The 13618-nt window shown below is 41.5% G+C and carries 13 protein-coding genes; 6 read left to right on the forward strand and 7 right to left on the reverse strand.

The window, feature by feature from the left end; translation table 11 throughout:
* Positions 1-37 precede the first annotated feature (37 nt).
* On the reverse strand, positions 38-166 hold the full coding sequence (locus tag DYI81_RS18195; RefSeq protein WP_256733497.1) for a hypothetical protein: 129 nt from the start codon (positions 164-166) through the stop codon (positions 38-40).
* Between the two features lie 185 nt (positions 167-351).
* Between DYI81_RS18195 and DYI81_RS00120 the strand changes: the two genes are divergently transcribed.
* Positions 352-1170: a lysophospholipid acyltransferase family protein gene (locus DYI81_RS00120; protein ID WP_117006355.1), complete on the forward strand. Its 819-nt coding sequence runs from the start codon at positions 352-354 to the stop codon at positions 1168-1170.
* 20 nt (positions 1171-1190) lie between these two features.
* Here DYI81_RS00120 and DYI81_RS00125 read toward each other — a convergent pair whose 3' ends face one another.
* Positions 1191-2822: a phospholipase D family protein gene (locus DYI81_RS00125; RefSeq protein ID WP_117006356.1), complete on the reverse strand. Its 1632-nt coding sequence runs from the start codon at positions 2820-2822 to the stop codon at positions 1191-1193.
* A gap of 103 nt (positions 2823-2925) precedes the next feature.
* Here DYI81_RS00125 and DYI81_RS00130 point away from each other — a divergent pair, with 103 nt between their 5' ends.
* Complete coding sequence (locus DYI81_RS00130; protein ID WP_117006357.1) at positions 2926-3936, forward strand: metallophosphoesterase; 1011 nt, start codon at positions 2926-2928, stop codon at positions 3934-3936.
* Between the two features lie 158 nt (positions 3937-4094).
* Positions 4095-4448, forward strand: coding sequence for a hypothetical protein (locus tag DYI81_RS00135; RefSeq protein WP_106986584.1), 354 nt, complete (start codon positions 4095-4097; stop codon positions 4446-4448).
* Between the two features lie 93 nt (positions 4449-4541).
* On the opposite strand, the gene DYI81_RS00140 is transcribed toward DYI81_RS00135, so the two are convergent.
* A complete protein-coding gene (locus DYI81_RS00140) occupies positions 4542-5852 on the reverse strand; it encodes an MFS transporter (RefSeq protein WP_106986585.1) in 1311 nt (436 codons plus the stop codon).
* 143 nt (positions 5853-5995) lie between these two features.
* Complete coding sequence (locus DYI81_RS00145) at positions 5996-6640, reverse strand: hemolysin III family protein (RefSeq protein WP_171356287.1); 645 nt, start codon at positions 6638-6640, stop codon at positions 5996-5998.
* Between the two features lie 108 nt (positions 6641-6748).
* On the opposite strand from DYI81_RS00145, the gene DYI81_RS00150 reads away from it, so the two are divergent.
* From DYI81_RS00150 to DYI81_RS00160, 3 genes are read left to right on the forward strand one after another with little or no spacing between them, the layout of a single operon-like run.
* Positions 6749-7969 (forward strand): SAM-dependent methyltransferase, encoded by a 1221-nt coding sequence (locus DYI81_RS00150; RefSeq protein WP_117006358.1) that lies wholly within the window; start codon positions 6749-6751, stop codon positions 7967-7969.
* A 9-nt stretch (positions 7970-7978) separates the two neighbouring features.
* The gene (locus DYI81_RS00155) at positions 7979-8404 is read left to right on the forward strand and encodes a GNAT family N-acetyltransferase (RefSeq protein WP_117006359.1); all 426 of its coding nucleotides are present in this window, start codon (positions 7979-7981) and stop codon (positions 8402-8404) included.
* Positions 8405-8406: 2 nt separating this feature from the next.
* Positions 8407-9126, forward strand: a complete 720-nt coding sequence (locus tag DYI81_RS00160) for an endonuclease/exonuclease/phosphatase family protein (RefSeq protein ID WP_117006360.1) — start codon at positions 8407-8409, stop codon at positions 9124-9126.
* Between the two features lie 55 nt (positions 9127-9181).
* Here the strand turns inward: DYI81_RS00160 and DYI81_RS00165 are convergent, their stop codons facing one another.
* From DYI81_RS00165 to DYI81_RS00175, 3 genes are all read right to left on the reverse strand, one after another.
* On the reverse strand, positions 9182-9523 hold the full coding sequence (locus tag DYI81_RS00165; protein ID WP_106985932.1) for a hypothetical protein: 342 nt from the start codon (positions 9521-9523) through the stop codon (positions 9182-9184).
* Positions 9524-9843: 320 nt separating this feature from the next.
* On the reverse strand, positions 9844-11973 hold the full coding sequence (locus DYI81_RS00170; RefSeq protein WP_117006361.1) for a 3-hydroxyacyl-CoA dehydrogenase NAD-binding domain-containing protein: 2130 nt from the start codon (positions 11971-11973) through the stop codon (positions 9844-9846).
* Between the two features lie 336 nt (positions 11974-12309).
* Positions 12310-13515 (reverse strand): acetyl-CoA C-acetyltransferase, encoded by a 1206-nt coding sequence (locus DYI81_RS00175; protein ID WP_117006362.1) that lies wholly within the window; start codon positions 13513-13515, stop codon positions 12310-12312.
* Between the last annotated feature and the right edge of the window lie 103 nt (positions 13516-13618).

Below are 13618 nucleotides of genomic sequence, written 5' to 3' on the forward strand. Positions count from 1 at the left end.
TTTAGGCGAAAACTCAGGTGCCGAGCAAAGTACTACTTTAAAATACCCACGAAAAAAGTAAGGCAAAGCTCAGCATAAAACCAATATAGAGCAATGAAAGGCCACCAATCATCGCTAAAGCGGTGTGTTTTGACAGTTGTTCTGACTGAAGGTCGAGCTTGTGCATGAGAATGTGGATCTATTAATTCAATAGTATTATATTAATTGATTTGTTTATTCGATAAAAATGGGAAAAAGAAATCACAGTTTTCGGTTTTTATGATCAATGTAAAATTTCAACACGCAGTATAGTATGATGCGTGAAAGGCATTTTATGTCACGAAATACAATATTTTTAACAGCGATCATTTTATGACTCAACCTGTAGTACATCCACAAACAAACTCTAAAGGCGTCTCCCGATTTGTGCTTTATGTTCGAAAAGTCGTGGCCATGGTCGTTGCTGTAAGTGCAGGGTTTTATTTGGTGTTTCGTCACCGTTTATATAAAGATCCGAACAATCCTAAAAATACCCGTTATGTGCAGTACTTTTGTCGCAAACTGTGTAAGGTGTTTAACATTGATGTGAAGGTACATGGTGAAATACCGCGTGAACCTGCACTGTGGGTGAGTAATCATATTTCTTGGCTAGATATTGCTGTTTTGGGATCAGGTGCACGGGTGTTCTTTTTGGCCAAAGCAGAAATTGAGTCTTGGCCTTTATTGGGCAAGTTAGCGAAGGGTGGTGGAACTTTATTTATTAAACGTGGCTCAGGTGATTCCATGCGAATTCGTGAGCAAATGACTGATTTTTTAAAACAAGATAGTCCAGTATTATTTTTTCCAGAAGCCACCACAACAGATGGTACTCGAATTAAAAAGGTACATGGCCGCTTATTAGGTGCAGCCATTGAGGCGCAAAAACCTGTACAAATTTGCTTAATTTGCTATGTCAATCAGCAAGGTGAGCTGGATATGGTGGCGCCATTTATTGATGATATGACCTTTGCACAGCATGTAAAAAATGTGCTTGAAATGCCAGAAGTTACAGCGCATTTAATGAGTTTGCCTTCCATTGATTCGACAGGGCATACGGTAGATAGCTTAACAGCTGAAGTACAACAGAAGATGACAGAAGGCCTTGTGGCGTTACAAGCAAAAGTACTTCATACATCGCCTGTTGCATCTTAAACAGCATGCTAAGAAGGCTTTTACATAAAGCCTTCGATTGGTAACCAAGCAATCATTTTCATGCCAGCACGTTGCCACCATTTCATTTTTGGCTCTTTTTCATAGGTTCGAATTTGCTCATTGGCCAGCTTAATTTTCCAGTTAATATTTTGGTTGGCATCTAAGACCAGTTTATAGGCAAACTTACTTAAGTTTTCATCCATTGTATGGTGTACGGCTTTGGCCAATTGTGGGCTATATAGCAAGACACCAATTTCGGTATTGAGATAAGCCGAACGTGGATCAAAGTTAAATGAACCAATAAAGACCTGTTTTTCATCTAGTGCCATCAGTTTGGCATGTAAACTTGAACGGCTCAGCCCTTTAATGCTGACTTTGGCTTTTTTGGCCAATTCATCAGTATTGGCATTTAAGTTTTCAATATTTGGATTGGCCAAAAATTCATACAATTGCACGTCATTTTTGAGCAAGTCTTCGCGATATTTGGCATAAAACGCATGTACAACAGGCACGTCATTGGCCTTAAATGAGTTGGTCAGTACCCGTACTTTCGTGCCATGTGCAGCCAAATCGATTAATTGTTTTGCGCCCTTTTTTTCAGGGACAAAATATGCAGAAACAATATCGATGCTTTCATTTGGACGGTCTAAATGATTCAGCAATTGAAAGTTTAGATGTTCTTCTTTTTTTGCTTTGGCTTTAATTTTACTCGGTGAATCTTTGACTACTTCGGCTTTAACCCAGTCCAGTTGAATACTGTTGTTGAGCCAATTGTCAAAGGCATGGGAGCGGTTGGCCAAGTTTAAATAGTTTTGTACTGTTACTTCTTGATCATGCTTTTCTAATTGTTGTTTCAGTTCAGGAAAACGCAATGTGTAATGGCGTGGATTGACCAATTGCTTTACCGGGAAAGCGTAATCGTCGTTCCAGTATTCATCAAAAGAATGCACAATTTCATCAGATGCAGAACCCACCAACATCACATCTACATCAGAAAATTGATAGTTATCACTGACATTGTAATATTGATTACTCATATTACGGCCACCAATTAAAGCGATTTGGTTATCTGCAATAAAGCTTTTGTTGTGCATACGACGGTTGATGCGTTTTAAATCGAGCAACATATCCATTGCGCGATAATGTCGAAAGCGATAGGGGTTATACAATTTGACGTCAATATTGGTGTGCTGATCAAGCGCAAGATAAATGCCTTCCATTTTCTTGGCATTGTTGTCGTCAATTAATAAACGAACTTTTACCCCACGATCTGCCGCTTGAATAATCGAATGCAGGGCCATTGAGCCAATTTTGTCATTGTCCCAAATGTAATATTGTAGATCGAGCGTTTTTTCGGCTTTATTGATGAGCTCTAATCGGGCTGCCAGTGCTTCAAGCGGGTCATATAAGACGTGATAACCCGTTAAACCCGGCTTAGCATCGCGTAATGGGGTAATAATTTTGCCTAAGGTAGTTTGTTCTGTGGGTGTACTAAAACCGTACTCAACAGGTTGCTGGACTTGCTTGGGTAATGTTGTACATGCAGGAATACCTAAACATAAGCTCACACTGAGTAAGACCGCTGTTTTTTTTGTTGGACGCGATGTTTGAGTGGGGGCTAAGTGCTGAGCTTTGGGCTGGGCATTCGTCATATAGTAAGCTAATTTCAAAATTAGATTTGAGTATAGTGGCGAGCTATGAAAAGATAAATATAGTGACTAAGAAAACTGATCGATTAACTGATAGAGCAGATATATGTGGGATATGAATTCCGTGGTGATTTATTTTTATATAGCAATGGGACTCTTGGCTATTTGGGCCATCTCTCAGGCATGGCTGAGCCAATCACGAACGGAAACCATACATCCTTTTAAGGCCTTTGTTCACCTATTGGCTTTTTATTGCTCCTATTTATTAATTCCGCTGTTTTTCTTTAGCTTTTATGCGGGATGGAGTGGTTATTACGCCGTACATGAAGCTATTTTTATTGCCTTCATTACGGGGCTATTATGCTATGCACGTTTTATTGAGCCACATTTTATACAGGTAAAAACCCTTAAATATCAGCTTCACGAAGACCGTAAAATGCTGAAGCCTGTCAAAATTGCACTCATTGCAGATTTACATATTGGGTTGTTTTCGGGCCATGAACGTCAGTTAAAGCAAATTGTTGAAAAATTAAATGAACATAAGCCCGATTTAGTGGTGGTTGCAGGCGATTGGACTTATGAACCTGAAAATAAATTGGCTGAAGAATTGGCTGTGTTACAGCAAATTGATGCACCTGTTTATTCAGTCAATGGTAATCATGATGAGCAATATCCTGGACCACCGATACAAGAATTGCTAAATCGTGCCTTAAGCCAAAACAACGTAATGGATATTGAAGGGCAGGTGGTTGAGTTTAATGAATTTCGTTTAATTGGCATTGGTGATTTATGGGCAGGTAAAGCCGATATGCGCTTTATGCCACAGTTACCGCAAGATAAACCTTGGATTATTTTATCGCATAATCCAGATACGGTAGATATGGTACCTGAACTTCCAACACGTCCATTAATGCTGTCGGGGCATACACATGGTGGCCAAGTGGAATTGCCATGGCTGACCGATTATGTGATGAAAAAAGTTTCGATATTAGGTCATAAAAAAGGTTTATATCAGCATGAACATGCAGATGTGTTTGTGACTGTAGGCACGGGGATGGTCGGTGTGCCATTTCGTTTTCGTGTGCCACCAACCATCGATATTATTGAGTTGATTTAAACACAGCTCTTGTGAAGAGATTCACAGATTCTTTATATTAGAGTGGTGCTGGCTAAAATGATAAAAGCAACATCATGATGATTGAAAACACATTGTTATGCGGATAGTGTAAATGTAGTTTTGGCACAAGATCATTTTAATTACTTGAGAATAATTATATGTCAGAATTTTATAAAGAAGTGGGTACCTTATTTGGCTTGGATGAGCAACAAGCTGAGCATTTAAATCTAGGATTGGTACAACTTGCACAAGAGTTTAATCGTGCGTCTGAAGTGAGTGATCAGGCGTTTTCTGCACAGTTTTACCAAAAATTTGAGCAATTAGCATTGACCAGTGGTATTCAAGAAGATGAGATCGAAGCTTTGGTGAATGTGCTGTATTTTAATGATGTGCACCAGCAGGTCGTGACCTATATTGTGCCGAGTTATTATAATTCGGGTGGTGATCCAGAGCAGTTTGCGGATACTTACCAACTGATGATGGATGACTTGCAGCAAGAGCTGGAAGATTAATCTTGATATTGAATAATTGCTTGGCTTGCACAGCGCTAGAGTGAAATAAAAACGCCAGCATCATTGCTGGCGTTTTTATATGCATGACAAGACTTAGATTTGGTTGTTTACGTCATCATTTTTCGTTTCACGGATCAGCAAGAATGCGATCAATGAAAGAATAGACGCGGCAGTAAGGTAGTAACCTACAGCATATAAACCATAACCTGTCGCAAGTTTAGTTGCGATTAATGGCGCGAAAGATGCACCAAAAATACCTGCCAAGTTAAAAGTCAGTGCAGAACCAGTATAACGTACTGAAGTCGGGAATATTTCAGACAATACTGTACCAATTGGGCCGTAAGTTAAGCCCATAATGGCTAAACCAATACACAAGAATAAGAACACAATAGCTGTGCTACCAGACTCAAGTAAGCTAGAGAACATGAGGCCAAAGATTGCTGAAACTACACACACAGCAATTGAAGTGGTTTTTCGACCGAATTTTTCGGCAAAAACTGCTGACAATGGAATGAATGCTGCAAAGCAAAGCGTTGCAACCAATTGGAGTTTAAGGAACTCTTCACGTGTATAACCGAGTTGAGTTGTTCCCCATTGCAAAGCAAATACTGTAGTTAGGTAGAACACAACGAAAGTACAGATGGCTGCAATTGTACCTAAAATGAGCATGCCCCAATGCTTGGTTATCACTTCTTTAAACGGAATATTAACTTCTTTTTGTTTGTTTAAAACATTTTGGAACGCAGGCGTTTCATGAAGTTTTAAACGAATCCAAAGGCCCATAATCACTAGCAATGCGCTAGAGATAAATGGAATACGCCAGCCCCATTGCATGAAGTCGGCTTCAGACATGAAGTGACCTAATGTGAGGAATGAACCTGTTGCAAGAATAAAGCCGATAGGAGCTCCGAGTTGAGGGAACATACCATACCAAGCTCGTTTGCCTTCAGGTGCATTTTCTGTTGCCAGAAGTACTGCACCAGACCATTCACCACCTAAACCTAAACCTTGACCTAAACGGCACAGTGCCAATAACAACGGCGCAAAAATACCAATTTGTGCATAGGTTGGGAGTAAGCCAATACAAACGGTGGAAAGCCCCATGGTCAGCAAGGCTGCGACCAAGGTGGCCTTACGACCAATTCGGTCGCCTAAATGGCCAAAGAGTGCTGCGCCAATCGGGCGAGCAATGAAGGCAATTGCAAACGTAGCCAAAGACTGAATTGTCGCCGTCATCGGATCTGTACTTGCAGGGAAGAACAAATGCGGGAAAATAATAACGGCAGCCGTTGCATAAATATAGAAATCAAAAAATTCGATTGTAGTACCTACAAGGCTGGCTGTAAGTACACGAAATTTTGAATTGGTTGCTGGCGCTTGCGCAGCAGAATTTGTTGACGCCATGATAGACCTTACACTTACTAAAAATAAAAAAAACTTAGTTTTAAAAGCGTAATCTTTTTAAAAAAGGCGTAATTTCTTAAAAAAACAACAGCAATCTTCTCTGTTCTACTCGCTCAGGGTCGCTGAAATGAAGAAAGAGATGATTAAATCACGTACAGATAGATGGACAGAAAGTGTGATCCTGCACCTAACAATACAAAAATATGCCAGATAGCGTGGGTATATCTTACTCTTTTTAATGCATAAAACAATGCGCCTACGGTGTAAGAAAGCCCACCAATGATTAAAAAGGTTAAAGCTTGAGCGCTTAAAAAGTGTTTCATATCATCAATGACCAATAAAGCCAGCCAGCCCATAGCCAAATAAGCAAAGAGTGATACTTTTTGGAAAGAGTTAATGAATATTAACTTGAATAGTGTACCTACTATAGCGATGACCCACAGAGCAATTAATAAGTAGTGTGCTTTAGTGGTGGGAATAGCAATGGCTAAAAATGGGGTATAGGTTCCTGCGATTAAATAATAAATAGCCGTATGGTCGAGTTTTTTATAAAAATAGCGTCGATCGGCAGTGGTCGACATGTGATAAAGCATAGACGCAGAAAATAATAACACCATGCTCAAGGCATAAACGCATAGCCCGAACCATTGCCATGCAGGCAAATAAGCCCCTTTAATGACCAATAAAATACCAGCAATAAGGGCTAAAACTGCACCTACACCATGGCTGAGATAATTAATTCGTTCTTCAAGCGGGTCATAATCTGGAATCAGTGGAGCGTTGTTTATCATTTAATGTCGCCCAATATTTAAAATATACAGATGTATAATAATTGAAATTTGCATTTGTCGTAAGAAGATTTAAACTTTAGCTGCAATTATTTTTAGGTTTAAAGTATGTCCGCTTCGGCTTCTCTCTTTCCACAGGAACAGCAACTCCTTGATGTATTTCAGCAAGCGATTGATAAGCATCAATTTGAGCGCTTGATCCTGAGTCAATACAAGGGTGAACTTGAGCAGCTTGAAAAATTGACCTTAAGAGTCATTTCACTACAGCAACAACCTATGCTGAGTATTTTATACCGATATAAAACTCAAGATGTCACTAAAAATTATCCTTTAAGTGAAGCTTTGGATATTGTGCGTGAGTTATTACTGTGTTGTAAGCAGGCCAATTTATTTACGGCCACTGAAGAATTACAGCTGAAGAAAAACAAGAAAAAAGCCATGCTCACTGTCACTCAGCATAAGGCTGTCGCTAAGTCTGGGGCTGAACAGCAAGGCCATGACCGTGTTAAGCACCGTTATGTTGATCAGGACAGTTTATTTTTGCAACCGCTGGGCATTACAGATGCCAAAGCGCAAATCGTTCCAAGCATGGCCCGCAAATGGAAACAGATTAATAAGTTTGTTGAGATCTGTGCGGGGGCAGTAGAACAAATTCAGCAGCCTGATCGGCCTTTGCATATTGTCGACTTTGGTTCAGGTAAAGGTTATTTAACCTTTGCGCTGTATGACTATTTGGCAAAGCATCAGCAAACGCCTTTTGTGACAGGTGTTGAACTGAATCCGAAAATGGTTGAGTTTTGTCAAAATGTATCTGCTCAGGCAGGTTTTGAGCAGCTCGGTTTTTTCCAAGGTGATGTACGTACATACGAGCCAGAACGCTTGGATGTGATGATTGCCTTACATGCGTGTGATGTCGCGACGGATTTTGCGATTCATACGGGCATTCGTTTAAATGCGCAGATGATTATGTGCGCACCGTGTTGTCATAAAGAATTGCGTCCACAACTGACTGCGCCAAAAGTACTTTCACCGATGTTACAGTTTGGTATTCATGCAGGGCAACAGGCGGAAATGCTGACCGATACGATTCGGGCTTTATTGTTGAAAGCCTATGGTTATGAAACTAAAGTGTTTGAGTTTGTGGCCTTGGAGCATACCAGTAAGAACAAAATGATTTTGGCGGTTAAGCGTCAAGATTATAGTGAGCCAGATCAGGCTGTATTAGCACAAATACAAGCATTGAAAGAGATGTATGGGATTCAAAAGCATTCATTAGAATTGCTCTTGAATGATCAGTGGGACCAGCAAGATATTGGCTGTAAATGCTGAGAAAACGTGATGTCTAACTTCAAAGTTTTGTCTGGTGGATGGAGCGAATTGCAATCCGCAGTGGGGCCTGTGCGTGAAGCAGTTTTTATTCGAGAACAACAGATTGCTCCAGCTGATGAGTGGGATGCACAAGACTTGGTAAGTCTGCATTTTGCAGTCATGGATGGTGAAGCGTGTATTGCGACTGCGCGATTACTGGAAAATCACAGTATTGGCCGTGTAGCAGTGCTGTCTTCATCTCGTGGCAAAGGCATAGGCAAATTGTTGATGCTTGCTGTGATTGAGGTTGCAAAAAAACAGGGCAGACCTTTTGTTAAGTTGTCATCTCAAGTTCATGCGATTGAGTTTTATGTAGGGCTTGGCTTTAAGGTACAAGGTGAGGAATATCTCGATTGCGGTATTCCGCATATAGACATGCGACTCGAACTGGAATAAAGATGAAAATCATCACTTGGAATTGCAATGGCGCTTTTCGTAAAAAGGTTGAGGCTATTTTGCAATTTCAAGCAGATATTTATGTCATTCAAGAATGTGAAAGTCCTGAACAGGCGAATGGCTTGTATCAGCGTTATTTTTCAGATTTTCTTTGGAAAGGTGAAAATAAAAATAAAGGACTAGGGATCTTTGTTCGCGCAGGTATAAAGCTTAAAGCACTGCATTTACCTGATGAAAATCTTGAGCTTTTTTTGCCTGTGTTACTCAATGATACAGTACAGTTACTTGCAGTTTGGGCGAAACAAGCCAATTCTCCGACTTTTCAATATATTGGCCAGATTTGGAAGTATTTGCAGCTTAACTTGGCGCAACTCGATGAGACAGTACTGATCTGCGGGGATTTCAATAGCAATTCAAAATGGGATGTTTGGGATCGCTGGTGGAATCATTCAGATGTGGTCAGCATGCTGGAAAAACAAAATATTTTTAGTGTTTATCATCGCGCCTTGGCAGAGCAACAAGGCCATGAAAGTCAGCCGACCTTCTTTCTTCAGCGCAATCCACTTAAGGCTTATCATATCGATTATATTTTTGCATCCGATCAATATTGGAATCTAAAAAATGTAAAGTTGAGGATAGGTGATGCCCAAGATTGGCTGAGCCTCAGTGATCATTTGCCTCTGTGTTGTGATATCAATCCATTTACTAAAACACGCATGTGAACATCTTTTAAAATAAAAAAAGCGCTGTAGATCAGCGCTTTTTTTATACAGGAGATCAATGGCCGTGAGCGGTTTCTGAAGATGCTCCATGCGACATGCCGTTCATATTTGCATGCTCACTTTCGCTCATATTCATATCTTCAGCAGTTTGATTGCGCGCAGCTTCACGTGCTTGTTTTTGCTGCTGTGCTTCAGCCATTTGTTCCTGAGACATCGCAGGCGCATTTTTAAAAGCATGCTGCTGGGTATTGTCTTTCTTTTGCTGGCTTGGCATGTAATCTGGTTCATTGCTGACAGCAAGCCAGAAAAAGCCCATGAACAAGGCACCCAAAATACAGGAAATAATGAGTGCTTTCCAACCCCAAGGTGATTTTTCAGGAGATGTAGAATCGGTCATGATTGGATTCCAATAATCAAATAATCAACGAGATGTTATCTTATAACATGGAATGGCTGAATTAGGGATGATTATCTAGGAAAGTCATGATTATTTTAAGGTTTTTATTTATCCAAAATGAGCGAGCTGTTGAAGCAGTAGATTTAGACCTTTTTATGCATTTGTTTTCTTTTAATATGCTGCATCTATGATCTATCGTTCTCACTAGATCAGATTTTTCCTCTGAAGTGCAATTTATTCGGCCTTTAAAATGCTTTAGTGTGGCTATATAAAATAAAAAAGGAGCACTTGGCTCCTTTTTTAAATATGAAACGGATGGCTTAGATCAATTCACCCTTTGCTACTTTATCCTTCAGCAATTGTGGCGCTTTAAAGCGTTCGCCGTATTTTGCTTCTAGTGTATTGGCACGTAATAGCGCTTTTTCCAAACCATATTGGTTTAGGAATTGCAAAGCGCCACCTGTCCAAGGGGCAAAGCCAATACCGAAAATTGACCCGACATTGCCATCCACTGTTGACTCAAGCACGCCTTCTTCTAGGCAGCGTAGCGTATCGAGGGATTGTACAAACAGGAAGCGGTCAATCATTTCCTGTTCAGAAATATTGCTATCCTTTTGCCATTTGCTTAATCCATCCCAGAGATGCTTTTTACCGCCTTCAGGATATTCATAAAAACCTGCACCAGCTGCTTTACCTTTACGTCCGAACTCATGAATCATCGTTTGAATAACGTCATCCGCACCTGAGCGAGGCAAGTCTTTGCCTTCAGCTTGTAGGGCTTTACGGGTCTCAGCAGCAACATGCTCAGATAACGTTAAAGACACTTCATCTTGAATGGCCAATGGGCCTACAGGCATACCTGCTTTTAGTGCAGCCATTTCAATGCGGGCAGGGTGTACGCCTTCAGACAGCAGACGCAAACCTTCTTGTACAAAGGTGCCAAAGACACGGCTGGTAAAGAAGCCGCGACTGTCATTGACTACAATTGGTGTTTTGCCAATTTGCTGTACATAGTCATAGGCTTTGGCTAAGGTTTCAGCCGAAGTGTTTTTACCTTTAATAATTTCGACCAATTGCATTTTGTCGACAGGACTAAAGAAATGCAGACCGATAAATTTTGCTTGATCTTGAGATGCATTGGCTAAGCCTGAAATCGGCAAAGTAGAGGTGTTTGATGCAAAAATGCCGCCATCTGCCAAATAGGCTTCTGCTTCTTGTGTCACTTTGGCTTTCAATTCGACATTTTCAAATACAGCTTCAATGATCAAGTCACAGCCTTGTAGATCGGCAGCATCTGCAGTGGCATGAATCAGTCCTAAAACTTGATCACGTTTTTCTGCACTTAAACGACCTTGAGAAACTTTTTTATCTAGCAATTTTTGGCTATAGGCTTTGCCTTTTTCAGCAGCCTCAAGAGAAACATCTTTGAGTACAACTGTAATGCCTTTTGATGCTGTGGCATAAGCAATGCCTGCACCCATCATGCCTGCGCCTAAAATGCCGACTTTAGTGGCTTGCCATTTCGCGACGTCTTTTGGACGGCTTGCACCTGACTTAATGGCGTTAAGACCATGCCAAAAGGTGCCGATCATGTTTTTAGAAATTTGACCAGTTGCAAGGTAAGTAAAATAACGTGATTCAATGGTGAGCGCCGTATCGACATCGACTTGAGCGCCTTCAACAGCAGCCGCCATAATGGCTTCAGGCGCAGGGTAACAGCCCTTGGTTTTGTCACGCAGCATAGCAGGGGCAATGGCGAGCATTTGCGCCACAGTTGGAGTCGATGGTGTGCCGCCCGGAATTTTATAGCCTTTTACATCATAGGGCTGCTGTGATTTTGGATTGGCTTTGACCCACGCAATGGCTTTGTCCATTAATTCTTCAAAGCTATCTGCAGTGTCTTGAATCAGCCCCAATGATTTGGCTTTTTCGACACCAATTTGTTTGCCTTCCATCAAGAGTGGAAATGCATTTTGCAGACCCAATAAACGTACCATACGTACAATACCGCCACCGCCCGGCAGTAAGCCTAAGGTCACTTCTGGTAAGCCAAATTTAGCCTTAGCATCATTCAGCGCAATACGATAATGACAGCCAAGAGCTAACTCCCAGCCGCCAAGCGCTGTGCCATTTAAAGCTGCGGCAACTGGAATGCCGCGCGTTTCGATATAACGCAGTTTGGCTTTCATCTCTTCAATCATATTGAAGAATTCAGTTGCATGTTCAGGTGTAGCTTGAATCAGCTCATCTAAATCACCGCCAGCAAAGAAAGTTTTTTTGTTCGAGCGGAAAATGATCCCTGTAATATTGTCGTCTGCTTGCAGTTTGTCTACCGTTTCAGCCAGTGCAGCACGGAAGTCTGCATTCATGGTGTTGGCAGATTGGTTTGGAGAATCTAAAGTTAAAATGACGATATTGTCGGCATTTTTTTCAAATTGAATTGCGCTCATAAATTTTATCCAAATATTTTTTATGACGTTGCTAGTGACTTTTGAGATTTAAATTATTCATAGTCACTACGGAGTCTTTCCAAATTTGTTTATTACGGTTATTTCATTTCAGCTAAAGCAGTGCTTTAGCTTCATTCAGGTTCGACCTACCTTGCGAAATATATTTCTCATTCGGCAAAATGAGGAGCGATGCTCCGCAAGAAAACCATTTGTCATCCACAAAACCTGTCAACTAATGTCTTTTTTCTAAAAGTTCGCAGAAACATTATTTTCAATTTTTGGTCAGGTTGTGGATGACACATACCAAGTATCAAATGCTGTGTACGGTTCGGTTAATTAAACTAGCTCAATAATCGTTGCGATGCCCATACCGCCGCCTACACACAAGGTCGCTAAACCGCGCTTTTTACCTTGGCGTTCTAGTTCATCCATCAGGGTTCCTAAAATCATGGCACCTGTTGCACCTAGCGGATGTCCTAATGCAATCGCGCCGCCATTCACATTGACTTTGGCAGGGTCAACGTTGAGCTCGGTAATAAAACGCATCACCACTGCAGCAAAAGCTTCATTCACTTCAAACAGGTCAATATCATCAATGGTTAGGCCTGCTTTGGCTAAGGCTTTACGTGCAGCAGGTGCAGGGCCAGTCAGCATAATGGTCGGGTCTGCGCCCACTAATGCAGTTGCAAGCACTTTGGCACGTGGTTTTAGGCCTTGTTCTTTGACCGCTTTTTCAGAGGCAAGCAATACCACGGCAGCACCATCGACAATGCCCGATGAGTTTCCTGCATGGTGTACATGGTTGACCGCACCCACTTCAGGGTATTTTTGCAATGCAATCGCATCAAAGCCCATTTGACCCATCATGGCAAAACTTGGGTTGAGCTTGCCTAAGCCTTCTGCTGTGGTCGTTGGTTTAATAAATTCATCTTTAGCTAAAACAGTGACGCCTGCTTTGTCTTTAACCGGAACGACAGACTTGTCAAAATAACCCTTGGCTTGTGCTGCCGCTGCTTTTTGCTGAGAGTTGGCCGCAAAGGCATCCACATCTGCACGGCTATAGCCGTCAATGGTGGCAATTAAATCGGCTCCAATGCCTTGCGGAATAAAATCACAAGCCATATTGGTTTCAGGGTCGAGCGCCCAAGGACCGCCGTCACTGCCCATCGGCACACGAGACATCGACTCTACACCACCAGCTACCACAAGGTCTTCCCAGCCAGAACGCACCTTTTGCGCAGCCATATTGACTGCTTCTAAACCTGAGGCACAAAAACGGTTGATTTGAACGCCTGCCACATCATTATCCCAACCTGCTGCAATGGCTGCGGTTTTGGCAATGTCTGCGCCTTGGTCACCAATTGGGGTCACACAGCCCAATACAATGTCGTCAACTGCAGCAGTGTCAAACTGATGGCGGTTTTGTAATTCGTTTAATAAACCGGTCAGCAGGCTAATCGGTTTAACGGCATGCAGTGAACCATCTTTTTTACCTTTTCCGCGCGGTGTGCGAATGGCATCAATGATGTAAGCCTCGCTCATAATCCTGTCTCTTTGATGTATAAATTTTTATTGGTTTTTTGAGTGTACGGATAATTTGGATGAGTGCAATGACAAGAACGGGTCAGGTCAGATGTGATTTTTT

The organism is Acinetobacter sp. SWAC5 (assembly GCF_003419885.1).
Classification (GTDB): domain Bacteria; phylum Pseudomonadota; class Gammaproteobacteria; order Pseudomonadales; family Moraxellaceae; genus Acinetobacter; species Acinetobacter cumulans.